General features: G+C 70.2%; 26 protein-coding genes and 1 pseudogene. 18 read left to right on the top strand and 9 right to left on the bottom strand.

The features are described from left to right. Nucleotides 1–39: 39 nt before the first annotated feature. Nucleotides 40–1,359 carry a S1C family serine protease gene (locus tag ACQ66R_RS16745; protein ID WP_430423824.1) on the top strand — a complete coding sequence of 440 codons (1,320 nt, stop codon included), beginning with the start codon at nucleotides 40–42 and terminating at the stop codon, nucleotides 1,357–1,359. Between the two features lie 14 nt (nucleotides 1,360–1,373). Here the strand turns inward: ACQ66R_RS16745 and ACQ66R_RS16740 are convergent, their stop codons facing one another. From ACQ66R_RS16740 to ACQ66R_RS16730, 3 genes are read right to left on the bottom strand one after another with little or no spacing between them, the layout of a single operon-like run. Then, nucleotides 1,374–1,850, bottom strand: coding sequence for a hypothetical protein (locus ACQ66R_RS16740; protein WP_430423823.1), 477 nt, complete (start codon nucleotides 1,848–1,850; stop codon nucleotides 1,374–1,376). 46 nt (nucleotides 1,851–1,896) lie between these two features. Beyond that, a complete protein-coding gene (locus ACQ66R_RS16735; protein ID WP_430423822.1) occupies nucleotides 1,897–2,253 on the bottom strand; it encodes a hypothetical protein in 357 nt (118 codons plus the stop codon). A gap of 36 nt (nucleotides 2,254–2,289) precedes the next feature. Next, nucleotides 2,290–3,000 (bottom strand): hypothetical protein, encoded by a 711-nt coding sequence (locus ACQ66R_RS16730; protein WP_430423821.1) that lies wholly within the window; start codon nucleotides 2,998–3,000, stop codon nucleotides 2,290–2,292. Nucleotides 3,001–3,144: 144 nt separating this feature from the next. On the opposite strand from ACQ66R_RS16730, the gene ACQ66R_RS16725 reads away from it, so the two are divergent. Beyond that, nucleotides 3,145–4,914, top strand: a complete 1,770-nt coding sequence (locus tag ACQ66R_RS16725; RefSeq protein ID WP_430423820.1) for a gamma-glutamyltransferase family protein — start codon at nucleotides 3,145–3,147, stop codon at nucleotides 4,912–4,914. 67 nt (nucleotides 4,915–4,981) lie between these two features. On the opposite strand, the gene ACQ66R_RS16720 is transcribed toward ACQ66R_RS16725, so the two are convergent. Further along, nucleotides 4,982–6,010, bottom strand: coding sequence for an alpha/beta hydrolase (locus ACQ66R_RS16720; protein WP_430423819.1), 1,029 nt, complete (start codon nucleotides 6,008–6,010; stop codon nucleotides 4,982–4,984). A 113-nt stretch (nucleotides 6,011–6,123) separates the two neighbouring features. Between ACQ66R_RS16720 and ACQ66R_RS16715 the strand changes: the two genes are divergently transcribed. The 4 genes and pseudogenes from ACQ66R_RS16715 (at nucleotide 6,124) to ACQ66R_RS16700 (ending at nucleotide 7,757) form a co-directional block, all read left to right on the top strand. Continuing rightward, complete coding sequence (locus ACQ66R_RS16715) at nucleotides 6,124–6,576, top strand: MarR family winged helix-turn-helix transcriptional regulator (protein WP_430423818.1); 453 nt, start codon at nucleotides 6,124–6,126, stop codon at nucleotides 6,574–6,576. Continuing rightward, a pseudogene (locus ACQ66R_RS16710) lies at nucleotides 6,471–6,698 on the top strand (YdeI/OmpD-associated family protein); the annotation flags it as partial. The gene ACQ66R_RS16715 and the pseudogene ACQ66R_RS16710, both read left to right, overlap by 106 nt. 114 nt (nucleotides 6,699–6,812) lie before the next feature. After that, entirely contained in the window at nucleotides 6,813–7,346 is a 534-nt protein-coding gene (locus ACQ66R_RS16705) for an OmpA family protein (RefSeq protein WP_430423817.1), read from the top strand. A 66-nt stretch (nucleotides 7,347–7,412) separates the two neighbouring features. Next, nucleotides 7,413–7,757 (top strand): MmcQ/YjbR family DNA-binding protein, encoded by a 345-nt coding sequence (locus tag ACQ66R_RS16700; RefSeq protein ID WP_430423816.1) that lies wholly within the window; start codon nucleotides 7,413–7,415, stop codon nucleotides 7,755–7,757. On the opposite strand, the gene ACQ66R_RS16695 is transcribed toward ACQ66R_RS16700, so the two are convergent. Genes ACQ66R_RS16695 through ACQ66R_RS16685 form a run of 3 tightly spaced genes read right to left on the bottom strand, consistent with a single transcriptional unit; the run spans nucleotide 7,754 to nucleotide 9,605 of the window. Continuing rightward, a complete protein-coding gene (locus ACQ66R_RS16695) occupies nucleotides 7,754–8,314 on the bottom strand; it encodes a lipocalin family protein (RefSeq protein ID WP_430423815.1) in 561 nt (186 codons plus the stop codon). The two genes, ACQ66R_RS16700 and ACQ66R_RS16695, sit on opposite strands and share 4 nt — an antisense overlap. Nucleotides 8,315–8,367: 53 nt before the next feature. Beyond that, a complete protein-coding gene (locus ACQ66R_RS16690; RefSeq protein ID WP_430423814.1) occupies nucleotides 8,368–9,384 on the bottom strand; it encodes an alpha/beta fold hydrolase in 1,017 nt (338 codons plus the stop codon). After that, complete coding sequence (locus tag ACQ66R_RS16685; protein WP_430423813.1) at nucleotides 9,381–9,605, bottom strand: hypothetical protein; 225 nt, start codon at nucleotides 9,603–9,605, stop codon at nucleotides 9,381–9,383. The genes ACQ66R_RS16690 and ACQ66R_RS16685 overlap by 4 nt, the downstream gene beginning before the upstream one ends. A gap of 57 nt (nucleotides 9,606–9,662) precedes the next feature. Here ACQ66R_RS16685 and ACQ66R_RS16680 point away from each other — a divergent pair, with 57 nt between their 5' ends. Genes ACQ66R_RS16680 through ACQ66R_RS16660 form a run of 5 tightly spaced genes read left to right on the top strand, consistent with a single transcriptional unit; the run spans nucleotide 9,663 to nucleotide 14,031 of the window. Next, nucleotides 9,663–11,189 carry a UbiD family decarboxylase gene (locus ACQ66R_RS16680; protein ID WP_430423812.1) on the top strand — a complete coding sequence of 509 codons (1,527 nt, stop codon included), beginning with the start codon at nucleotides 9,663–9,665 and terminating at the stop codon, nucleotides 11,187–11,189. An 8-nt stretch (nucleotides 11,190–11,197) separates the two neighbouring features. Beyond that, nucleotides 11,198–11,599: an MAPEG family protein gene (locus ACQ66R_RS16675; protein WP_430423811.1), complete on the top strand. Its 402-nt coding sequence runs from the start codon at nucleotides 11,198–11,200 to the stop codon at nucleotides 11,597–11,599. 37 nt (nucleotides 11,600–11,636) lie between these two features. After that, nucleotides 11,637–12,968: a TldD/PmbA family protein gene (locus ACQ66R_RS16670; protein ID WP_430423810.1), complete on the top strand. Its 1,332-nt coding sequence runs from the start codon at nucleotides 11,637–11,639 to the stop codon at nucleotides 12,966–12,968. An 8-nt stretch (nucleotides 12,969–12,976) separates the two neighbouring features. After that, nucleotides 12,977–13,765 carry an inositol monophosphatase family protein gene (locus ACQ66R_RS16665; RefSeq protein ID WP_430423809.1) on the top strand — a complete coding sequence of 263 codons (789 nt, stop codon included), beginning with the start codon at nucleotides 12,977–12,979 and terminating at the stop codon, nucleotides 13,763–13,765. A gap of 23 nt (nucleotides 13,766–13,788) precedes the next feature. Continuing rightward, nucleotides 13,789–14,031, top strand: a complete 243-nt coding sequence (locus tag ACQ66R_RS16660; RefSeq protein ID WP_421936452.1) for a DUF4170 domain-containing protein — start codon at nucleotides 13,789–13,791, stop codon at nucleotides 14,029–14,031. 137 nt (nucleotides 14,032–14,168) lie between these two features. On the opposite strand, the gene ACQ66R_RS16655 is transcribed toward ACQ66R_RS16660, so the two are convergent. Next, a complete protein-coding gene (locus ACQ66R_RS16655) occupies nucleotides 14,169–14,846 on the bottom strand; it encodes a fused DSP-PTPase phosphatase/NAD kinase-like protein (RefSeq protein WP_430423808.1) in 678 nt (225 codons plus the stop codon). Nucleotides 14,847–14,936: 90 nt separating this feature from the next. Here ACQ66R_RS16655 and ACQ66R_RS16650 point away from each other — a divergent pair, with 90 nt between their 5' ends. The 6 genes from ACQ66R_RS16650 (at nucleotide 14,937) to lpxK (ending at nucleotide 21,372) form a co-directional block, all read left to right on the top strand. Next, nucleotides 14,937–15,344 (top strand): NUDIX domain-containing protein, encoded by a 408-nt coding sequence (locus ACQ66R_RS16650; RefSeq protein WP_430423807.1) that lies wholly within the window; start codon nucleotides 14,937–14,939, stop codon nucleotides 15,342–15,344. A 93-nt stretch (nucleotides 15,345–15,437) separates the two neighbouring features. After that, entirely contained in the window at nucleotides 15,438–17,213 is a 1,776-nt protein-coding gene (locus ACQ66R_RS16645) for an ABC transporter ATP-binding protein (protein WP_430423806.1), read from the top strand. Next, on the top strand, nucleotides 17,210–17,914 hold the full coding sequence (locus tag ACQ66R_RS16640) for a lysophospholipid acyltransferase family protein (RefSeq protein ID WP_430423805.1): 705 nt from the start codon (nucleotides 17,210–17,212) through the stop codon (nucleotides 17,912–17,914). Before ACQ66R_RS16645 ends, ACQ66R_RS16640 begins: the two co-directional genes overlap by 4 nt. A 259-nt stretch (nucleotides 17,915–18,173) precedes the next feature. Further along, nucleotides 18,174–19,130 carry a cation diffusion facilitator family transporter gene (locus ACQ66R_RS16635; RefSeq protein WP_430423804.1) on the top strand — a complete coding sequence of 319 codons (957 nt, stop codon included), beginning with the start codon at nucleotides 18,174–18,176 and terminating at the stop codon, nucleotides 19,128–19,130. Continuing rightward, nucleotides 19,127–20,368, top strand: a complete 1,242-nt coding sequence (locus ACQ66R_RS16630; protein ID WP_430423803.1) for a 3-deoxy-D-manno-octulosonic acid transferase — start codon at nucleotides 19,127–19,129, stop codon at nucleotides 20,366–20,368. Before ACQ66R_RS16635 ends, ACQ66R_RS16630 begins: the two co-directional genes overlap by 4 nt. After that, complete coding sequence (gene lpxK, locus ACQ66R_RS16625; RefSeq protein ID WP_430423802.1) at nucleotides 20,365–21,372, top strand: tetraacyldisaccharide 4'-kinase; 1,008 nt, start codon at nucleotides 20,365–20,367, stop codon at nucleotides 21,370–21,372. The genes ACQ66R_RS16630 and lpxK overlap by 4 nt, the downstream gene beginning before the upstream one ends. 237 nt (nucleotides 21,373–21,609) lie before the next feature. Here the strand turns inward: lpxK and ACQ66R_RS16620 are convergent, their stop codons facing one another. Then, nucleotides 21,610–22,686, bottom strand: coding sequence for a phosphotransferase family protein (locus tag ACQ66R_RS16620; RefSeq protein ID WP_430423801.1), 1,077 nt, complete (start codon nucleotides 22,684–22,686; stop codon nucleotides 21,610–21,612). 103 nt (nucleotides 22,687–22,789) lie between these two features. Between ACQ66R_RS16620 and ACQ66R_RS16615 the strand changes: the two genes are divergently transcribed. After that, on the top strand, nucleotides 22,790–23,221 hold the full coding sequence (locus ACQ66R_RS16615) for an SRPBCC family protein (RefSeq protein ID WP_430423800.1): 432 nt from the start codon (nucleotides 22,790–22,792) through the stop codon (nucleotides 23,219–23,221). Nucleotides 23,222–23,306 lie beyond the last annotated feature (85 nt).

Genomic DNA, 23,306 nt, shown 5'->3' with positions numbered 1-23,306 from the left:
GTCAATCGGGGGAACGGCGTGCGAGTAGCGATAGAACGAGTGGCGACCAAGCTGGCGTCTTTGTTGCTTCTAGTAGGCCTGTTCGCCGCCTTGGCGCCGTCCCACGCCTCGGCGGTCGAGGGGCGCGACTTGGCACGTCTACAGGCGCCAGCAGCGGCCGAACTTCGGCAGATGCCTGCGGGGCCCAAGCAGGCCGTGAAGTTCGCTCGCGGCGTCATTCGGCTGCGCCCCGAGCCCTGGGCCCGCGTGCGGCCGACGCCCTACTACGTCGGTGAGAAGATCGTGGGCGGCCAACCCGAGCTTCTCACCTGGGAAGATGGGCAGGTCGAGTTCGAGACCTCCCTCGTCGCGCAAATCGTCAACGAGGAGCTGCGCGCCGCCGGAGTGCCTGTCGATGGCTCCGGCGAAAGCCTGTTCGGCCAGGAGACCAGCGCTGATCTCGCGCTCGGCGTGACCATCATCGGAATGCAGGCCTCGTTCTGCCAGGGGTGCACGGGCATCCTCAAGATTGGTCCGCGATGGTCCGGCGCAGTGGTCCAGACGGCCCGGTGGGAGATCTACTCGGGCCGCGAACGGCGTGTCATAGCCACCGTGATCACTGACGGCGGCTATGCAGCTCCCAAGGACGGGCTGTCAGGCGCGCCGTCGCAGTTGGTCTACAACGCCCTACGCGACAGTACGCGACGGCTGATCGCGAGCGACGACTTCCGCCGGGTCATCATGACCGATCCTGGCGCAGGACTTGCCCAGGCGCCGCCGTCTCCAACCGCCGCGCCCATCCGCTTCATGAAGCCGCCCGAGACCCGCCGAACCGTGGCCAGCGCGTCCGACGCGGTCGCCGCAATCTTCGCCGGTGACGGACACGGTTCCGGATTTCTGATCTCGACCGACGGCTACCTGCTGACCAATCGCCACGTCGTCGGCGGCGCGAAGTACGTAAAGGTGCGCTTCGCTGACGGAACCGAGTCGCTGGGCGAGGTGGTTCGTTCCGACAACCGTCGTGATGTGGCGCTGATCAAGGTTTCGCCTGGGCGTCAGGCTCTTCTCGTCCTGCGCACCCCGCCCGCCGCAGTGGGCGAGGCGGTCTTCGCCGTCGGGACCCCGCTCGACCCCAAATTCCAGGGAACCGTCACGAAAGGCATCGTCTCGGCGACACGGACCTATGAGGGCCTGCCCTACATTCAGAGCGACGTGGTCATCAACGGCGGCAACAGCGGTGGGCCGCTGCTGGACGAAGCCGGGGCGGTGATCGGGATCTGCGTGTCGGGGATGGAGATCAATGGCGCGCCGGTGGGCATCAACCTGTTCATCCCCATCGACGATGCGCTCAAGGCGCTGGCCCTGACGCCCGCGTCGTAGACTCCGCCAGCCCCCTAGAACTTCGTCGCTTCGGGGGTGGTGGAGACCACCTGGCAGACGCCGGAGAAGGCGCCGAAGTTGGCGACGCCCGTGCGGCGGTCGATGTCGAGCGTGGAGCGGTCGAGGCGGTTCCACTTGAGGCGTCCGCGGATCGTGAGCCGGTCGATCGCGACGTCGGTCAGTTCGTACCAGCCGCCCTGGTCGTCCTTGGCGAACAGGGGGATCGAGGTCTGGGGCGGGCGCACGCGCACCTTGCCGCCCTCGACGATGACGCCCAGCTGGGCGGCCTGACGGCTCTGCACGACCCCGCCCATGGCGTAGGCGTAGCGCCCGCTCCAGGCGTTGGGCGCGATGGCGACGGGGATCGAATCCGTCCCGATGCAGGTCAGCGTCAGGTTGACCGGCGCGTCCTGCGCCCCGGCCGTTGTCGCCAACGCCATCAGGGGCGCGATCACGGTCGCCGCCACCCGTCCCATGAGCCCAATTCGCACGCCGCCGCTCCTGTCGCCGAACCCTCGCGCGGAGCCTAGCGCCGTTTCACGCCCGCTTGCCAGCGCCGCGGCCGAGCGCCAGGGGGATCATCGCCGCCGCCACGCCGGTGACATTGGAAACGAGGTCCTTGGCCTGGAACGTCCCCGAGACGAGGCCGAAGACCTGCATGAGTTCGAACCCGCCGCCGACGCCCAGGTAGGCAGCGCCGATCCACCACGGGTTCACCCGCGGCAGCGCGGCCACGGTCAGCACCGTCAGCAGGTAGCCGTAGACCACGTGTTCGACCACATCGCCCGGCTGGGCCGAGCGCTGGGCGTTGTGGTGCGGGTCGATGGCGCCGGCGAAGGCCACGGCCAGGACAGCCAGCAGGGCCGCGCGGGCGATCCAGGGAAGAAGCCTCATCATGCCCCATAGATAGGCGAGGCCGGGCCGCTCACGCTACGCCGCAGCCGAGCGGGTGCGCCTCCGGCGCGGAATCCGCACCCGCACCAGCCAGAACGCCATCAGCGCCAGCGGCCCCAGTCCCACGATCATCGGCAGCGGCGTGGCGCGCAGCCAGTCTGGCTGGAAAGCGGGCTGGCCGAAGAAGAACGAGCCCGTCGCCACGAACATGGCCAAGCTCATGCGCCAGAGGTGCCGCGCGGTGCGCCCCACGCCCGTGATTCCGCCGGCTCGCAGCATCCGCAGGTCGCACGCCGCCGCCAGGACCCCGACCGCGCCGAAGGCATAGACCACGGCGTAGGAGTCCGACCCGCCGGTGACCGTGGCCCAGAAGAGGCCTACCGCCGCGATGCTCACGGGCACGGCGACCAGGCCCGCCTCGGCGCGCCCCGCCTCGCCCGGCCGCCGCTTCACGGTCAGCCAGGCCGTCAGCGTCAGATACAGCGTGAAGACCGCCGCGGTGGTGTTGGTCCACTGCGCCTCGTCCAGCATGGGCGCCACGACCGCGCCGATGCCGGCCATCACCAGCATCGAGGCGAAGAAGACGTTGCCGCTCAGCCGATGCAGCCTCTGGCCCTTCTTTGCGAAGATGGAGACATAGCCCGACGCGATCGCAAGGCTGCCGCCACCGATATGCAGCCCCAGGGCCGCGGCGGCCGTGGCGTGGGCGATCCAGGGGGCGTCGGCGGCGACGACGAGATTGGACATGGACAGACCTCCAGAGCCTGAGCCTGAAGCGGGCGCCTCAAGCCGGCCATGACGCACGGCGCCATTCGCTTGATCCCAGGCGCCACGCCGCCGTAGCGGGTCCCGCCGCATCTGCTACATCTCGGCGCCTAGCCGGAGTCCCGCATGCGCCGCCGCACCTTCCTCGCCGCCCTGCCCGCCGCCGCCGCCGCGGTCGCGGCGCCCGCCTTCGCGTCCAGCCGGGCGGAGAACCCCAACCGCAACCGTCCGGACGTCGGCCCCGGCGACCGCATCGACGGCGCCACCTGGGCCGGCCGCAGCGCCGCCTGGGGCGTGCATGGCGCGGCCGCCACAGCGCACCCTCTGGCCACCCTGGCCGCCATCGACATCCTGAAGGCCGGGGGCTCGGCGGTGGATGCGGCGATCGCGGCGAATGCGGTGCTGGGCTACGGCGAGCCCATCGCCTGCGGCATCGGCGGCGACTGCTTCGTGCTGCTGTGGGACCCGAAGACGAAGAAGGTGGTCGGCCTCAACGGCTCGGGCCGCAGCCCCAGAGGCCTCAGCCTGGAGACCGTCCGCAAGCGGGCGACCGCCAAGGGTACGATCCCCAGCCACGGCGCCATCTCGGTCAGCGTGCCCGGCGCGGTCGACGCCTGGTGGGCGCTGCACCAGCGCTACGGCAAGCTGCCGTGGAAGGACCTGCTGCAGCCCGCCATTCGCTACTGCGAGGAGGGCGCGCCGGTCATCCAGAACACCGCCTTCTATGTCGAGGCCTCGAACCGCAACTTCTCGCGCAACACGGCCATCGAGGAGATCGAGAACTTCAAGAAGGTCTGGGTGGCCGACGGCCGGACGCCGCGCGAGGGCGAGATCTTCAAGAACCCGGGCCTGGGCCGCACCTACCGTCTGATCGCCGAGGGCGGCGGCCGCGCGTTCTACGAAGGCGAGATCGCCGACACCATCGAGCGCTACTTCAAGCGGATCGGCGGCTGGATGACCAAGGCCGACCTGGCCGCCCACAAGACCGAATGGGTCGAGCCGCGCAGCGTCGACTACCGCGGCGTCGACGTCTGGGGCCTGCCGCCCAACAGCCAGGGGCTGGCCACGCTGCAGATGCTGGCGATGCTGAACGAGTTCGATGTGAAGGGGATGGGCTTCCAGTCGGCCGCCGCCATCCATCACGGCGTCGAGGCCAAGCGCCTGGCCTTCGAGGACCGCGCCCGCTTCTACGCCGACCCCGCCTTCTACAAGGCGCCGATCGATAGGCTGCTCTCGAAGGAGTACGCCAGGGAGCGCGCAAAGCTGATCCTGCCCGACCGCATCCAGCCCAAGGTGGCCCACGGCCAGGCGCCCAGCCGCGGCGACACCACCTATTTCACCACGGCCGACAAGGACGGGATGATGGTGTCGATCATCCAGTCCAACTATCGCGGCATGGGCTCGGGCCTGATGCCCGACGGGCTGGGCTTCATGTTCCAGGACCGCGGCGAACTGTTCTCGCTCACCGACGGGCACCCCAACCTGTATGCGCCCGGCAAGCGGCCGTTCCAGACGATCATCCCCGGCTTCGCCACCCAGGGCGGCCAGCCGATGCTCAGCTTCGGCGTCATGGGCGGCGACATGCAGCCCCAGGGCCAGACCCAGATCATCTCGAACATCGTGGACTTCGGCTTGGGCCTGCAGGAAGCCGGCGACAGCCCGCGTTGGCACCACGACGGCGGATCGGAGCCGACGGGCGAGGATCTGGGCCAACCGGGCGTGCTGAACCTGGAGACCGGCGTGCCGGCCAAGACCCAGGCCGAGCTCGCGAAGATCGGCTGGGTGATCAAGCCGGCGCCCGGTGGATATGGCGGTTATCAGGCCATCCAGCGCTGGCCCGGCCGCTATGCCGCCGCCACCGAGATGCGCAAGGACGGCGTGGCGCTGGCCTACTAGGACGCCGGTCCTCCCGATCGGCTCGACCAGCCAATCGGGAGGGGAGTCTTGGCGCCTGGGCGGCCGGTTACTTTCGGAACGTCGACCGGAGTTCCGCGCTTGCCTGACCGATGGCCGCCTTGGCGGCCGGCGTCCCCGCGAGCGGGTTCAGCATGACGAAGTCGTGGATCGTGCCGTTGTAGCGAGTGGACGTCACCGCTACGCCGGCCGCGCGCAGCTTGCGGGCATAGGCCTCACCTTCGTCGCGCAGCAGGTCATTCTCGGCCACGATGACCGTCGCCGGCGGCAGACCCCGCAGGTCCTCCACCGTCGCCGTCCCGGGGAACGCCAGGACTTCGCCGCGGCGGGCCGCCGGGTAGTTGGCGTCCAGGAAGTAGTGCATCGCCTTGAGCGTGAGGAACGGCCCTTCGCCGAACGCGCGGTACGAGGCGTTGTCCGAGATGTCCTGGGTCACGGGATAGAACAGCACCTGCCGGGCGATCGCCGGGCCCTTGCGCGCCTTGGCCATCAGAGTGACCGCGGCGGCCATGTTGCCCCCGGCGCTGTCGCCCGCCACCGCGATGCGCGATCCGTCGAGGCCCAGGCTCGCCCCGTTGGCGGCCACGTACTGAAGGGCCGCGTAGGCTTGCTCGTTGTTCACCGGATACTGCACCTGCGGCGCGCGGTCGTAGTCGACGAAGACCACCGCAGCGCCCGTTTGCACCGACAGCTGGCGGATCAGGTGGTCGTGGGTGTTCGGACCGCCCATCACCCAGCCGCCGCCATGGAAGTAGAGCACCACCGGCAGCGACCCGCTGACGCCTTCAGGCCGCACGATACGCACCCGCACTTTGCCGGTGGGGCCGACCGGCCAGACCGCGTCCTCGATCCTCGAGCCCGGCACGGCGATCGGCGCGGCCTGGACGGTGTCCAGCACCTTACGCGCATCGGCGTAGGGAAGAGCGTAGATCGGAGCGCCGGCGGCCGCGGCGTCGGCGAACGACTGGGCGGCCGGGTCCAGGACAGAGCCGGCGAGCGCGGGCGCGGCGAGAGCGGGCGACGCGATGGCGACGACGGCCGCGGCAGCGCCGAGCAGGGACTTGAAGGACTTGGTCATGGGTGATCTCCGTTTAGATCGTTTGCGATTAAATCGTGTGCGAGTCGTCTGGTCGGGCCGTCTGGGAGATGCAACCCCTTACGATCCAATCGCGCACGATTTATATGTGACGCATGACCCAGGACCCGTCCCACCCCGAAGCCGGCCTCGGAGAGCTGCTGTGCTTCGCCATCTATTCCGCCAACCTGGCGTTCGGCCGGACCTACAAGCCCATGCTGGACGAACTGGGCCTGACCTATCCGCAGTACTTTGCGCTGGTCGCGCTGTACGAAGAGGACGGCGTCACGGTGAGCCGGCTCGGCGAGAAGCTGTTTCTGGACTCCAACACCCTCACGCCTCTGTTGAAGCGGTTGGAGACGGCGGGCCTGGTGGACCGGCGGCGCGATGTGCGTGACGAGCGCCAGGTGCTCGTCTCGCTGACCCCGGCCGGGCGGGCCGCGCGCGAGAAGGCCTTTGCCTTCTGGGATCGGCTGGTCGCCTCGAGCGGCGTCACGGAGACCGAGGCCTCTCGCCTGCGGGAGGACCTCGTCCAGGTCCGCGACCACCTCCTGGACTCGGGCGGCTGACCCCTTGGCCTGGGGCTCGGCTCCAGGCCCTCCCGCCCCGCTACCGCAAGGTGGCCGTCCACCGCGTCGTGTCGGCGAAATCGGCGGAGACGCGGGCGCGGCGCCTGGACATTCTCATCGACGCCACGGCCCGCGCCTGCAATCCCCCACGAAGGTGTGGGACGGCTGAGGCCCGGACGCCCCACTATAAGTTCCTTATGCTTGAGCTTGCAGGGCCCGGCGGGCGACGTCGATGCATGCGTCGAAACCTTCTCAGCCTCACCGCTTGCGGCCTCGCCGTGCTGTCGCTCTCCGCCTGCGCCAGCCGTCCGAAGCCGCCGCCTGGCCCCACGCCGGCCGATACGCCCTCGTCCACAACCCCCCAGGAGAGTCCGACCCCATCGGCCTCGTCCGGCGAGGCGGCGGCGGGGGGCCAGGCAGATCTCGCGGCGCGGGCCGGCGACAGGGTCTACTTCGCCTTCGACAGCCATGCGGTGGCGCCCGAGGCGCGTGACATCCTGGTGCGGCAGGCCGCGTGGCTGGCCAGCAACGTCGGTGTCTCGGCGATCGTCGCGGGTTCGGCGGATGAGCGGGGCACCCGGGAATATAACCTGGCGCTCGGCGCGCGCCGCGCCGCCGCGGCCCGCGAGGTGCTGGTCGCCAATGGCGTCGACCCCGGCCGCGTGCAGACCATCTCATACGGCAAGGAACGCCCGCTCGACCCGGCGTCCAACGCGGAGGCCTGGGCCCGCAACCGCAATGCCCACACTGAGGTTCGGTCCGGCCGCTAGCCGCCGGGCGTCCGGGGCGCCAGACTGACCGCTCAGCCTGGACGGCTTTGAGGCAAGAGGCGATCCGTGACCGAAGACGAGATGCGCGAGATCGTGCTCAGCTTCCCCGGCGTGGAGGAGGGGACGAGCTATGGGCGGCCGTCGTTCAAGGTGAACGGCAAGTTCCTGACCCGGCTGCGCGACGAGGACAATTCGCTGGTTCTGGTCGACGTGCCGTTCGACGAACGCGAGATGCTGATCGAGGCCGAACCGCAGACCTTTCACGTCACGGCCCACTACAAGGACTATCCCAGCGTGCTGGCGCGCCTGGGGACGCTGCACCCCGGCTCGCTGCGCAGCTTCATCGAGCGCCGCTTCCGCAAGGCGGCCAAGAAATCCGTCGTGAAGGCCTGGGACGCGACGCCGCGCTAGTTCTGGCCCGGCGGAAACTGCGTCGGGTACTCCAGCTTGCTGACGTCATGGCCCAGGCTGCGGGTGCGGGCGGTCATGTCGGCCACCATCTGCGGCGCAGGCCGGGGATCGCGGGTGTAGAGGTTCACCAGCTTGAAATCGTCGGTCGCCATGATGAACCAGCCTTCGCCGTGGTCCAGCAGCCAGTACGTGCGGCCGACGGGCAGCACGCCGAACAGGCGGTAGCTGACGTGGACCTTGTTGTTCAGCCCGGGGTTCAGAATCTTCAGCGGTCCGGCGACCACCTTCTCCTTACCCGCCGGTGATCCGTCGCGGCAGCCGTCGCGCTGGATGAGCTTGTCGCCCTCGCGCAGATAGTCGGTGTAGCCCGCGACGCAGCCGTCGGTGAGCTTCATCGGGGTGCGGCCGATCTCGTACCAGCGGCCGGTGAAGTGGGACGCCGCATCGATCGGCTTGGCGGGCTCGGGCGCCCGCGGCGTGCGGGACGCGCCCAGGGACGCGCAGCCTGCGACGAGAAGGGCGAGACCGCCCGCGAAGAGTAGCGTCCTGGATTTCATGCCGAGCTCCGTGGAGCAGGCAGAACCGCGGACCGGCCGCTTCGTTCCGTCGGCTAGAGCGGCCAAAGCTCCGGCAGCTTCGCCACCAGCCACTTCGCCAGCGCCGCGTTGACCTCGCGCGGCTTCTCCTGGGCCATCCAGTGGCCGCTCTCGACCACCGCTTCGGTCAGATCGGCGCAGTTGGCCCGCATGGGATCGGGCAGGCGCGTCCCCACGGTCGCGCAGACGTAGTCGTAGGCGCCGTGCAGGAAGAGCGCCGGCATGGCGAGGCGCTTGTCGGGCGCGCGGGCGGCGTGGGCCATGTTGGCCGGGCCGTTCATGTACCAGCTGTCGGGGCCGAAGAAGCCGTTGCGCGACAGGCTCTCGGCGTAGGCCTCCTCGTCCTCGGCGGTCAGCACGCTCTCGTCACGCGGGACGTCGGGGATCGCGGCGCCCCCGAACCAGCCGCCGTTGGCGCGAACGAAGGCGGTGCCGGCGGGCTGGCCCTCACCGCCCGGCGCGCCCGCGCGGAACGCCAGTTTCACGAAGCCCCGGGGATTCTGGTCGAAGCCCGCACAGGCGGCGGCGAAGTTCTCTCGGTAGAACAGCATGTAGTCCCACTGTCCGGCCGGGAACTGGGCCTCGGGATAGACCGTCCGGTCCACCAGCGGGATCAGCGTCTCGGGCGCGAAGCCGTCGGGCATGTAGGGCACGCAAAGCGCGGCGACGCCGAGGGTCCGCTCGGGATGCTGCTGGGCCATGCTCCAGACGACGGGGGCGCCCCAGTCGTGGCCGACGAACACCGCCTTCTCGGCGCCCAGGTGGTCGAGCAGCTCGATGAGGTCTGCGACCGCATTCTCGACCGTGTAGTCTTCATGACGGGGATAGACGCTGGAGCGCCCATAGCCCCGCATGTCGGGCGCGACGGCGTGGAAGCCCAACCCCCCGAAGACCGGCAGCTGGTGGCGCCACGATATCGAGAGTTCGGGCCAACCGTGGACGAAGATGATAGGCGTCGCGCCCGGCGCGCCCGCCGACAGGTAGTGGGTGGTGTGGCGCGCGGTGGCGTGGATGTGGCTGCTGACGTTCAAAACTCGTCCTCGATGGCGGCGCGGAAGTCTTCGAACACCTCGGCCATCTTCTGCTCGGGCGAAAGGTCCGGCTCGGGTTCGGCGGCCGGCGGCGGGGCGGCGACCGTCAGGCGGCTCACGACCGCGCCGTGCTGCACCAACACCAGATCCTCGCCCTCGGGCAGGCCGGCCAGAAGGGCGGCGATCTTGGGCGGCAGGTCGTCGAGGTCGAGGCGGGCCATGTGCTCTCCGTGGGGCCGCATCCTAGACCGCTTCACCGGCCCCAGGTAAACGGCGCCATGGCTTATCGATCGCTGCGCGAGTTCCTGGCCAAGCTGGAGGCGGCGGGCGAGCTGGTCCGCGTCACCGAGCCTGTGTCGACCCACCTGGAAATGACCGAGATCCAGCGCCGCCTGCTGGCGACCGGCGGGCCGGCGGTGCTGTTCGAGAACGTCATCCGCGCCGACGGCGAGCGCTCGACCATGCCCTGCCTGGTCAACCTCTTCGGCACGGTGAAGCGGGTGGCCATGGGCGTGACGCTCGAGGGCAAGGAACGCACCACCGCGGGCGAGTTGCGCGAGGTGGGCGAACTGCTGGCCTTCCTGCGCCAGCCCGAGCCGCCGCGGGGCCTGAAGGACGCCTTCGACATGCTGCCGCTTGCCCGGACCGTGATGGGCATGCGGCCCCAGGTGCGGAAGACCGCGCCGGTGCAGGAGATCGTGCTCAAGGGCGACCAGATCGACCTCACCAAGCTGCCGATCCAGGGCTGCTGGCCGGGCGAGCCGGCGCCGCTGATCACCTGGCCGCTGGTGGTGACCAAGGGCCCGTCCGACAGCCGCGAGGACGACTTCAATCTCGGCATCTACCGCATGCAGGTGCTGGGCAAGGACCGCACCATCATGCGCTGGCTGGCCCACCGCGGCGGGGCGCAACATCACCGGCGGTGGAAGGCGCAGGGCAAGCGCGGGCCGCTGCCCGCCTGCGCGGTGATCGGCGCCGACCCCGGCACGATCCTGGCGGCGGTGACACCGGTGCCGGACACCCTGTCGGAGTACCAGTTCGCGGGCCTGATGCGCGGGGCCAAGCTGGATCTGGTTCCCGCCAAGACCGTGCCGCTGATGGTGCCGGCCCACGCCGAGATCGTGCTGGAGGGCCACGTCCTGCTGGACGAGTATGCCGACGAGGGGCCCTACGGCGACCACACCGGCTACTACAACTCGGTGGAGCCGTTCCCGGTGTTCCAGGTGACCGCGATCACCATGCGGAAGGACCCGATCTACCTCACCACCTTCACGGGCCGCCCGCCGGACGAGCCCTCGGTGCTGGGCGAGGCGCTGAACGAGGTGTTCATCCCGCTGCTGCAGCAGCAGTTTCCCGAGGTGGTCGACTTCTGGCTGCCGCCCGAAGGCTGCAGCTATCGCATCGCCGTCGTGTCGATGAAGAAGGCCTACGCCGGCCACGCCAAGCGCGTGATGATGGGCGTCTGGAGCTACCTTCGGCAGTTCATGTACACCAAGTGGGTGATCGTCGTGGACGACGACATCGACGCGCGCGACTGGAAGGACGTCATGTGGGCGCTCTCCACCCGCATGGATCCCGCCCGCGACATCACCGTCATCGAGAACACGCCCATCGACTACCTCGACTTCGCCTCGCCCGAGAGCGGCCTGGGCTCCAAGATCGGCCTCGACGCCACCAACAAGTGGCCGCCCGAGACCCACCGCGAATGGGGCGAGAAACTGGGCATGGACCGCGACACCGTGGCCAAGGTCACGGAGATGTGGGGCCGCCTGGGGTTGCCGGGTGATGGCGCACCGGTGGATTAACGCAGCCCATGGACGCTACCGCTTCGGCCCACGCCGCCGCCCTCTGGGCCGGCCTGCACCTGATCCTGTTGCTCGTGCTGTCGGTGCTGGTCACCCGACAGCGGCGCAAGCATCACGTCGAGATCGGCGACGGCGGCGTGCCGGCGCTGAACCAGGCCATCCGCGCCTTTGGCAACGCGACGGAGTACGTCCCGGCGGCCCTGGCCGGGCTGGGCCTGCTGGCGCTGGCGGGCGCCCCGCCGCTGCTGATCCACCCGATCGGCGCGATCCTGTTCGCGGGCCGCATCGCTCACGCCGTCGGCCTCTCGCGTTCGACGTCCGCGACGCTGCCGCGGGCGCTGGGCGTGCTGGGCACATGGATCAGCTACGTGGCCATCGCCGCGGCCCTCTTGTTCTACGCCATCCCGTAGGGTTGTTCGGGCGGCCCGGGTCGGCCATATCCCCGCGATGGATGAGACCCTTCTGAACGACGTCGTCGCCGCTGCGCTCAAGGCGGGGGCCGACGCTGCCGAGGCCGTGGGCGCCGAACGGCGCAGCCTGTCGATCACCGTGCGCAACGGCGACCTCGAGGAAGTCGAGCGCGAGGAGTCCCGCGACCTGGGCCTGCGCGTCTTCGTGGGCAAGCGGCAGGCGACGGTGTCCGGGTCCGACATTTCGCCCGAAGCCCGCGCCAAGCTGGTCGAGCGCGCCGTCGCCATGGCCCGTCTCGCGCCCGAGGATCCCTACGCCGGTCTCGCCGACCCTGAGCATCTGGCCCGCGGGCCGATGCGCGACCTGGACCTCTACGACGCCAGCGAACCGACGCCCGAGACGCTGGAGGAGCGCGCCCGCCTCGCCGAGGCCGCCGCGCGGGCAGTCCCCAAGGTGACCAACTCCGACGGGGGGTCGGGCGCCTGGTCGTCGTCGCAGTGGACCATGGTCACCAGCGCGGGCTTCACCGGCGTCCACCGGGCTTCCGGGTTCTCTATCAGCGCCTCGGCCATCGCCGGCGACGAGAACGGCATGGAGACCGGACACGACGGCCGCTCCACCCGATGGCAGGCCGACCTCCCCTCGCCCGAGAGCCTGGGCGACTCGGCCGGCCGCCGGGCCGCCGCCCGTCTCGGCGCGCGCAAGATCGCGTCCACCACCGCCCCGGTGATCTTCGAGAACCGCCTCGCCGGCTCGCTGATGAGCCCGCTGATCGGCGCCATCTCGGGCCCTGCCATCGCCCGCGGCGCCTCGTTCCTGAAGGACAAGCTGGGGCAGCAGCTGTTCGCCAAGGGCGTCGTCATCCGCGACGACCCCCACAGGCTGCGCGGCCTGGGCTCCTCGCCCTTCGACGACGAGGGCGTGGCCAACGAGGCCCGTAACCTGATCGACGACGGGGTGCTGACCACCTGGCTGCTGAACACTTCTTCCGCCCGTCAGCTCGGCCTGACCACCACCGGCCACGCCTCGCGCGGCCTGGCCGGCCCGCCCGGCGTCTCGACCTCGAACCTGACCTTCATGCCGGGCGAGAAGGACCAGGCGGGCCTCATGAAGGACGCCGGCAAGGGCCTGCTGATCACCTCGATGTTCGGCCCCTCGCTCAACGGCAACACCGGCGACTGGTCGGTGGGCTGCGCCGGGTTCTGGTTCGAGGACGGCGAGATCGCCTATCCGGTCAACGAGATCACCGTGGCCGGCAACCTGCTGGACATCTTCGGCCGCGTCACGCCCGGCTCCGACCTGGAGATCCGCGGCGCCGCAAACGCCCCCTCGCTGCTCGTCGACGCCCTCGCCATCGCGGGTCTCTAGACGCCCGGATGGAAGCGGACCTCGCCCTCATCCTCGACGCGGCCCGCGAGGCCGGCGAGCTGGCCAGCGACCTGCGCCGCCAGGGCCTGGAGATCGAGTACAAGGAAGACGACGGCACGCCGGTCACCAACGCCGACCTGGCCGCCGACAAGCTGCTGACAGAACGCCTGCGCGGCGCCCGCCCCGACTACGGCTGGCTGTCCGAGGAGACCGCCGACGACAAGAGCCGGATGGACTGCCGGCGTCTGTTCGTGGTCGACCCGATCGACGGCACGCGCGCCTTCCTGAAGGGTCGGCCCTGGTGGTCGGTGGCGATCGCGGTCGTCGAGGACGGCCTGCCGGTGGCCGCCGTGGTGTTCGCGCCGGAATGCCACGAGCTGTACGCCGCCGCCGCCGGCCAGGGCGCGACCCGCAACGGCGAGGCGATCTCGCCCTCCGCTGCGACGGAACTGGCCGACTGCCGCATGGTGGGCGACCCGATCGTCTTCGGGCATTGGTCCTGGCCCACGCCCTGGCCGGCGATGCAGGTCGAGCAGCGCAACTCCACGGCCTACCGCATGTGCCTGGTGGCGGCCGGCGACTTCGACGCCGCCGTGGCGCCGGTGCGCAAGTCGGACTGGGACGTGGCCGCCGGAGATCTGATCGCACGCGAGGCGGGTTGCTTCGTGGGCGACCACACCGGCGAAGGCTTCCGCTACAATTGCGCCAGAGCGTCGCAGGCCAGCCTCATCTGCGCTACGCCAGCGCTGGCCCCATTGATCCTGCCGCTCGTCCAGCATATTGGCCCGCGGAAATGATTTCAGCTGAAACGATCTAACCCATGCCCAGCACAGAACTCCTTCATCTCGTCCTCGGCGGGGAGCTCAAGTCCCTCGACGGCCCGCCCGAGTTCAAGGACTACGCCAGCGTCGACTTCGTCGGCGCCTTCGGGAGCTATGAGGAAGCCGCGCGCGCCTGGCGCGCCAAGGCCCAGGCCACCGTCGACAACGCCCTCATGCGCTACTTCGTCCTGCACGCCCACAAGCTGCTGACGCCCGGCGCCGACGACGGCCACGCACACTAGGACAGCGGCGCTGCCCAGATGCTCCCCCTCTGGGGGAGCTCACGAAGCGAGTGGGGGTTGCAGGCCCCGAGTCCCTGCCTGAACCCCCGCCCCGCGCCTTCGCGCGGACCTCCCCAGCGGGGGAGGATCTGGGCAGACTACTCCCGGCGCAGCACGCTCTCGGTGAGCAGGTTGCCCCACATGTTGGTGCGGAAGTCGGCCTTCATGGCGGCAGGGTCGTACATCGGGCTCTCGACCCATTCCAGGAAGCTCATGCCCGCCGGCTCGCCCTCGGTGAGGTAGCGGGCGAAGGTATAGTCCAGCACGCCGGTCTTGCCGTGGCGGATGTGCAGGTACTTGAACGAGAGCTGGTCCAGCGCCACGCGGATCGGCAGGCCCTTGCGAAAGTGCATGTAGAGCACGCTCATGATGCCCGCCCGGTCCGCGCCGGACTTGCAGTGCATCATCGCCGGGTACTCCAGCGTCTCGAACAGCCGCTTTGCGCCCAGCACGCGGTCGCGCGACGGGACTTCGCGCGAGGTGATCGTGAAGTTCACGAAATTCAGCCCCAGGCGCTCGCAGGCGTCCTTCTCCAGCGCATGGAAGCTGGCGTCGAACCCGCCGCGCAGATTGACGATCGACTTGATCCCGCGCGCCTTCCATTCCGCGATCTGGTGCGGCCACGGCTGGTTGGCCCGGACCAGTTCCTCGCTGATCCAGTGCGCGTTCGAGAACCCCAGCCGCAGGTAGGCGTGGTCGTTCCAGAGATAGTCGAGGTAGGTCTTCGTCCGCCCCAACGGGGTTGTGAGGTCGAAGCGGTCGGCCGGGGCGGTCATGTCGGCCTAACTAGGGCCAGCCGTGCCGCCGGGGAAGCCTTCCGACACTCGCCAGCTTGAGGTTCGCCTCCGATATCCTAGGGTCCGCCCATGACGGAGCCATCCCCAAACCAGCCCCGGGTCGGCTGCGGCGTCGCGATCTTGCGCAATGGCGAGCTCCTGCTGATCCGCCGGGGCCGCGCTCCGGAGGCGGGCTGCTGGAGCCTGCCGGGCGGCAAGGTCGATGCGGGCGAACCTACGGAAACCACGGCGCGCCGCGAGATCGCGGAGGAGCTGGGCCTGACCCTCGGCCCGCTCGAGCTCCTCTGTGTCGTGGATCTCATCCTCCCCGATCAGCACTGGGTCTCGCCGACATACCTGGCGCGAAGCTTCCAGGGCGAGCCGGCCCTCCTCGAGCCTGAGAAGCACACCGGCCTGGGCTGGTTTCGGCTGGACGCCCTCCCGACCCCGCTCGCCGCTTCCGTGATCGCGGCCGCGGAGGCGATGAAGCGGATTTGACCCACCACGGCTCGGCCGGCGCCCTCTCTCCCGCTAGGAGAAGGTCCCCGACAGCCGCTTGACTTCACCCCCGCAACGTCCGACCCAACCCCCATGAGCGAGCCAGCCCAGCCGGAGCTGTCCGCCCGCGCGCTGATCGCCCGGGTGGCCCGCATCTACATGGCGCCGCGGTGGAAGGGCTGGGCCGTGGCCATGCTGGCCGCCGTGGTGGTGGCCTATTGCTCGGCGCAGCTGGTGCAGATCATCGAGCCGGCGACCAACGACCTGCTGGTGGTTCACAAGCCGGGCGCACTGCTCTGGATCCCCCTGACCATCGCGGGCTTGGCGGTCGCCCGCACGGTCGCCCAGATCGTCCAGGCCACCCTGGTCAACCGCATCGGCAACGGCGTGGTGGGCGACGTGCAGGTTCAGCTGTTCGGCAAGCTGGTCCGCGCCGACCTCGCCCATCTGCGCAGCCAGCACTCGGGCGCCTACGTCTCGTCGGTGCTCTATGACGCGGGCCTGATCCGCGAGGCGGCGACTGCGGGGGTCGTGAACTACACCCAGAACCTGCTGGTCTTCGTGGGCGCCGTGGCGGTCATGATCGCCAACGACTGGGTGCTGTCGCTGGTGCTGATCGGGGCTGTGCCGGTCGCGGGCGCGATCATGCGCCGGTTCTCGAAGCGCACGACCAAGGCCGCCAAGGGCGCCATGGCCGAGACCTCGGCGCTGTCGTCGGCGATCATGGAAAGCCTGGACGGCGTGCGCGTCGTGAAGCTGGAGAACCGCGAGGCCTATGAGGAGGCCCGCGTCGCCGAGGTGGTCGAACGCCGCCAGCGCCACCTGACCAAGGGGGCCAACGCCCGGGCCCGCGCCGCGCCGGCCACCGAACTGATGATGTCCCTGATCGTGGCCATCGTCTTCGCCTACGCGGGCTGGCGTTCGACCGTGGGCGAGATGAACGCCGGCGCGTTCTTTTCCTTCATCGCCGCGCTGACCATGGCCAGCCAGGCGCTGCGCCAGTTGGCCAACCTGCAGACCGTGTTCGCCGAGGGCATGTCGGCGGCGCGGCGGCTGTTCGCGGCGCTGGACGTCGAGCCCGAGGTGCGGGAACAGGCCGGCGCGCACGCCATCACCCGCTCGGAGGGCGCCATCCGCTTCGAGGACGTCAGCTTCTCGTACGGGGGCGGGGGCCCGCCCGCGCTGGGTGGCGTGTCGCTGGAGGCCCGCCGGGGCGAGACCGTCGCCCTGGTGGGCCCTTCGGGCGGCGGCAAGAGCACGATCCTCAACCTGATCCCACGCTTCTACGACGTCAGCGGCGGCCGAGTGACGCTGGACGGCCAGGACGTGCGCGACGTGACCCTGGCCTCGCTTCGGGACCAGATCGCGCTGGTCACCCAGGAGCCGTTCCTGTTCGACGACACCGTCCGCGCCAACATCGCCTACGCCCGGCCCGACGCCACCGACGCCGAGATACAGGCCGCGGCCGAGGCCGCCGCGGCCCACGAGTTCATCGCGGCCCTGCCCGAGGGCTACGCCAGTCTCGTCGGCGAGGGCGGAACGCGCCTGTCCGGCGGCCAGCGGCAGCGGATCGCCATCGCCCGCGCCTTCCTGAAAGATGCTCCGATCCTGCTGCTGGACGAGGCCACCAGCGCGCTCGACACCGAAAGCGAGGCCCAGGTGCAGGCCGCCCTGAAGCGGCTGATGGCGGGCCGCACGACCCTGCTCATCGCCCATCGCCTGTCCACCGTCCGCGGCGCCGACAGGATCTATGTGGTCGACCAGGGGCGGGTCGTGGAAACCGGCGACCACGCGGGTCTGTTGAAGAAGAAGGGCCTCTACGCCCGCCTGGCGCGCAGCCAGGATCTGGAGGCGGAGCCCGCCGCTTGAAGAAGCTGCTGCGATCCGACGGTGTCCAGGCCTTCCTCGGCTGGCTGCTCGGGACCTATCTGCGCGTGGTGCTGCGCACGATCCGTTGGCGCCACGAGAACGTCGAAGCCGTCGAACCCGTGCTGGTCGACGACGCCAAGGGCGCCATCGCGCTGTTCTGGCACGGCCGCATCCCGCTGTGCCTGGCGACGGCGCCGCAGTGGTGGAGGAAGCGCACCAAGTGCCTGATCTCGCCCAGCGCCGACGGCGAGTTCATCGCCCGCGCCCTGGACATGTCGGGCTTCCCGGCGATCCGCGTCTCCTCGGCGAAGAAGGGCGACGCGGCCAAGGCCCGCCAGGCAGTCGCCGCGATCCGCGAGGCCACCAACTGGGTGAAGGGCGGCGGGGCCCTGGTGGTCACGCCCGACGGCCCGCGCGGCCCCAACGAGGTGATCGCCGCCGGCTCGCTGCAGATCGCCAGGCGCTCGGGCCAGGCGGTGTACCTGATGGGCATCGCCGCCAGCCCCGCGACCCAGATGCAGAGCACCTGGGACAAGGTCATGTGGGCCGCCCCCTTCGGCCTCGGCGCCGTGGTCTGGGACGGCCCACTCTACGTCCCGGCGGACGCCGACGAGGCCGCGATCGAGGCGCTGATCGTCGAGTGGTCGACCCGGCTGTCGGCAGCGACCCGAAAGGCGGAGGCGATTGTGGGGCGCGGCTGACAAGGGGCGCACAATCCTGTCAGCCGCGGTGGCGCGTCAGCGCCGTTCAGATTGACCACGAACCACACGAACCACACGAACGGAGCCGGCAGCTCGGGCGCTCAGCGTTTTCTCGCGTTCGTGTGGTTCGTGTCGTTCGTGGTCAAACAAGACTGCGCCTGCGGCACACGCTGAACCGGACAGCCCAGCTCGCCCCCTCAGCGCACGCGTTACTTGTTATCGCGTTGATCGCGCCCGAGGTCGGTGAGACATAGGCCCCGTGGCTCACGCGCACGATCATCACGCCCACGGACACGATCACGACCACCACCATCACGGGGGCGGCCACCATCATCATGCGCCGGCCGACATGGGCCGAGCCTTCGCGATCGGGGTCGGGCTCAATGCGTTGTTCGTGGCCGCCGAGGTCACCGCGGGCCTCTGGACCGGGTCGCTCTCGCTGCTGGCCGACGCCGGGCACAATCTCTCGGACGTGCTGGCGCTGCTGCTGGCCTGGGGCGCGGTGGTGCTGGCGAGGCGAGCGCCGGCCGGGCGTCGCACCTATGGCCTGCGCAAGGCCACCATCCTGGCCTCGCTCGCCAACGCCATCCTGCTGATGGTGGCCGTGGGCGTGATCGTCTCCGAGGCGGCCCATCGGCTGCGCGAGCCGGCGCCGGTGGACAACCAGCTGGTCATGCTCACGGCCAGCCTGGGTGTCGTGATCAACGGCCTGACGGCCATGCTCTTCATGCGCGGCAGCCATTCCGACCTCAACGTGCGCGGCGCCTTCCTGCATATGGCCGCCGACGCCGGCGTATCGCTGGCCGTGGTGGTGGGCGCGTTCGCGATGGCCCAGACGGGGCTGCTCTGGATCGACCCGGTGCTGGGCCTGGTCATCGCCGCGGTCATTGTGATGGGCACATGGGGCCTGCTGCGCGACTCGGCCGACCTTGCTCTTGACGCGGCGCCCCGCGGCATCGACGTCGAGGCGGTGCGCCGCTACCTGGCCGAACTGCCGGGCGTCGAGGACGTCCACGATCTGCACATCTGGGCGATTTCCACCACCGAGACGGCCATGACCGCCCACGTGCTGCGGCCTCAGAATGGCGACGGCGACAGCTTCCTGCACATGGCCTGCGAAGGGCTTGAGCACCGCTTCCGCATCTGCCACGCCACCCTGCAGGTCGAGACCAGCACGGTCCACGCCTGCCGCCTCGCGCCGGCCGACGTGGTGTGAGGCCAAGCCCCCTCGCCTTCTACGGCGTGCTGACGGCGCTCCTCGAGCCGCTCGCGCCGATGCTCCTGCGCCGCCGCGCCGCCCGCGGGAAGGAAGACGCCGCGCGACTGGACGAGCGCCTGGGTCGGACCACGCGGCCCCGGCCGGACGGTCGACTCGTCTGGCTGCACGGGGTCAGCGTGGGCGAGGCCATGTCGCTGCTGCCGTTGGTGGCGGCGCTGCACGCGGCGCGGCCAGAGCTGGTGCTGCTGGTCACGTCCGGCACGAGAACAGCCGCCGAGATGTTGGCCAGGCGACTGCCGGACGGCGTGATCCATCAGTACGCCCCCATCGACGCGCCCCGGACGGTAAAGCGCTTCCTGGACCACTGGCGTCCGTCGCTGGCGATCTTCGTCGAGAGCGAGCTGTGGCCCAACCTGATCCAGGACGCCCACGCGCGCGGCGTGAAGCTGGCCCTGGTCTCGGCCCGGATCACCGAGGGCACGGCGCGGAACTGGCGGCGCTTTCCGGTGGCGGCGCACGAGATCTTCTCGTCCTTCGACCTGATCCTGCCGCAGGACGACGCGACCGCCGGGCGCGTGCGCCGGCTGGGCGGGTCGCCGGGGGCGAAGCTGAACCTGAAGCTGGCGGGCGAGCCCCTGCCCGCCGACGAGGCCGAACTGGCGCGCCTGCGCGAAGCGTGCGCCGGGCGGAAGGTGGTCCTGGCGGCCAGCACCCATCCGGGAGAGGACGAGATCGTGGTGGGGGCGTTCCGGAGCGTCGCCGAGGCCGACACGCTGCTGATCCTGGCGCCGCGCCATCCCGAGCGTGGCCTCGACCTCGCGGCCCGCTTCGCCGCCACCCGCCGGGCCGCCGGCGAGGCGCCGTCGGGCGCGATCCATGTCGCCGATACCCTGGGCGAGCTGGGGCTGTTCTTCCGGCTGGCCGACGTGGTGGTGATGGGCGGCGGCTGGGCCGGCGTGGGGGGCCACAACCCGCTGGAGCCGGCGCGCATCGGGCGGCCGATCCTGACTGGCCCGAACGTCTCCAACGCCGCCGAGCCCTACGCCGACCTGTTCGCCGAGGCCGCCGCCATTGCGGCCGCCGACACCGAGGCGCTGGCCCGCCACCTGCGCGGCCTGCTGGGCAACCCCGCCATCGGCCGCCGCATGGGCGAGGCGGCCCTCAGCTACGCCAGCCGCCAGAGCGCCGCCCTGGACGATGCGTTGGCCCGCCTCGAACCCCTGCTGGCCGCATGAAGCTGTCGACACCCCAGTGGTGGTACACGCGCGAGCGCTCGCCCAGTCCGGTGCTGCGGGCGCTGCTGACCCCGCCGTCGTGGATATGGACCTGGGCCACGGCGCGGCGGATCGCGCGCGGCGCACCCGTCGATCCCGGCGCGCCCGTTATCTGCGTCGGCAATGTCACCATGGGGGGCGCGGGCAAGACGCCGGTCGTGCGCGAAGTCGCCCGCCGGCTGGGGGGCCATGTGCTGACCCGCGGCTATGGCGGCGCGCAGGCTGGCCCGCTTAGGGTCGAGCCCCACCACGCCGCGGCCGACGTCGGCGACGAGCCGGTGATGCTGGCCGCTGACCTGCCCGTCTGGGTGGCGCGCGATCGTGCGGCCGGGGCTGTAGCGGCGGCGCAGGCCGGGGCGCCGGTGATCATCATGGATGACGGCCACCAGAACCCCTCCGTGAAGAAGGCGCTCTCGTTGGTCGTGGTGGATGGCGAGACCCGCAACGATGAATGGCCCTTTGGCGACGGCCGGGTCTTTCCGGCCGGCCCAATGCGCGAGCCGCTGAAGGCGGGCCTCGCCCGCGCCGACGCGGCGATCGTCCTGCTGCCGGCCGACCTCGAGGCGCCCGATCCGGAATTGCTGCGCGCCCTGGCAAGCGTCCCGGTTCTCGTCGCCCGGCTGCAACCCACCGAACCGCCCCCGCCGGGCCCGCAGGTGGGCTTTGCGGGCGTCGGCAAGCCGTGGAAGGTGGAGCGCGCGCTGAAGGCCGCCGGCTGCGAGCTGGCCGACTTCTGGCCCTTCCCCGATCACCACGCCTATTCGGAAAGCGAACTGGCCCGCCTGGCCGACCGCGCCACGCAATTCGACGCCGGCCTGGTCACCACGGAGAAGGACTGGGCCCGCCTGCCCCCGGCCTGGCGCACGCGTATCCGGCCCTGGCCGGTGCGAGCGGTGTTCGAGGACGAGGCGGCGCTGGAAAGTCTCCTTCTCCCCTTGCGGGAGAAGGTGTCAGCCGCAGGCTGACGGATGAGGGGTCGCGCTGACCTCGCTAGCTCGATGTGCGCGCAGGCGCCGTCAGCCCGAACCACGGAAGGCACGAAAGCACACGTAAAGGGCTCCGAGCATGAGCCTGCCTTCCGTGTTTTCCGTGGTTCCGTTTAGCGGCGCTGGCGCGCCACGGGGGTTGAACGACCAGCGCGACCCCTCATCCGAGCCGCTTCGCGGCCCACCTTCTCCCGCAAGGGGAGAAGGATCCGCCGTCTACTCCGCGCCGGCCAGCTTGGCGTACTTCCAGCTGGTCTCGGCCAGGCTCAGCACGCGGTCGGCCTGCTGGGCGGCGTGGGGGCTGTTGGCGGTGCCGTCGCGGACGCGGCCCACGATGCCCTGCAGGATGCCCGCGAGGCGGAAGGTGTTGTAGCTGTAGAACCAGTAGAGGTCGTGCAGGCCGCTGCGGCCCGTGAGCCCGCAATAGTACTCGACCGCCTCTTCCATGGTCGGGATGCCGTGGGCCTTCAGGTCGGGGATCTGCGAGATCCCGCCGTTGATCCAGTTCATCAGCAGGTAGGTGAAGTCGGCCAGCGGCTCGCCCAGCGTGCCGAGCTCCCAGTCCAGCACCGCCGCCACGCGGTTCTCGGTGGGATGGAAGATCATGTTGTCCAGGCGATAGTCGCCGTGGACGATCGAGGTGCGCTCCTGCTCGGGCACGGTCTTCGGCAGCCACTCGATGAGGCGCTCGATCTCGGGGATGTGGACCGTTTCCGAGGCTTTGTACTGCTTGGTCCAACGGTCGACCTGACGGGCCATGTAGTTGCCCGGCTTGCCGTAGCTCTCGAGCCCGACGGCCACGTAGTCGGTGTTGTGCAGGTCGGCGAGCGTCTTGATCTTCGCGAGAATAATCTCGCGCCGTTCGGGGGGCGAATAGGCCGGCAGGGACTGGTCCCAGAGAATCCGACCCTCCACCATGTCCATGATGTAGAACATGGTGCCTACGACGCTCTCGTCCTCGCAGAGGCCGTAGGGCTTGGCCACCGGGAAGCCGGTGGGGTAGAGCGCCGAGATCACCCGGAACTCGCGGTCGACAGCGTGCGCCGACGGCAGCAGCTTGCCCGGCGGCTTGCGGCGCATGACGTACTTCTGGGTCGGGGTGATCAGCTGGTAGGTCGGATTGGACTGGCCGCCCTTGAACTGGCGCACCTCGAGCGGGCCCTGGTAGCCCTCGACATTGGCCTCCATCCAGCGGGCCAGCGAGGCTTCGTCGAAGCGGTGGGTCTCGGCGACCTCCTTGGTGCCGGTGTTGAGCGCCTCGCGCTCCTGCTCGGCAGTGACGGCTTCGGTCATGGCGCTCTCCCACGCTTCGTACGCTTGTTTGACGTCCTTTTACCGGTGACGCGGCGTCGGGCAAGCGCTTGACGGGGCGGCCGGCGCCCCTCAGAGGCGGGTCATGGTCGAGGACGTCGCCTCCATCATCGAGATCGAAGCCCCGCGCGAGCGGGTGTGGCGGGCGATCACCGAACCGGCGCTGGTGACCCAGTGGATGGGCTGTCTGCGCTTCCAGCCGGTCGTCGGTCAGGTCTTCTACCTGCAGCCTGACCGTGCGCGGCGCCTCGCGGGCGACCCCACCGATGGCATCGCGTGCCGGATCGAGATGCTGGACGCTCCAAGGCGGCTGGCGTTCTCGTGGGGCCTGCCCGACACGCACGTGGACATCCGGCTGCGCAATATCCCCGGCGGCACGCACGTAAGGCTGGTCCACTCGGGCTGGGACCAGTTCGACGACCGCGAGGTCGAGGGCATCCAGGGCGGCATGGGCCACGCCTGGCACGCCGTGGCGCTGCCGGCACTCAAGGCGGTGGCGGAATCTTCCCTCCCTTGATGGGGAGGGACAGGCCGCGCCAGCGGCCAGGGCGAGGCAGTAAGGGCCAGACTCAGAGGGTCGGGAGGATCGACACTCCCTCACC

Source organism: Phenylobacterium sp., from assembly GCF_965284355.1.
Classification (GTDB): Bacteria; Pseudomonadota; Alphaproteobacteria; order Caulobacterales; family Caulobacteraceae; genus Phenylobacterium.
Note: the sequence above shows the minus strand (reverse complement) of the source record. Positions and strands in the feature narration are given on the sequence as shown.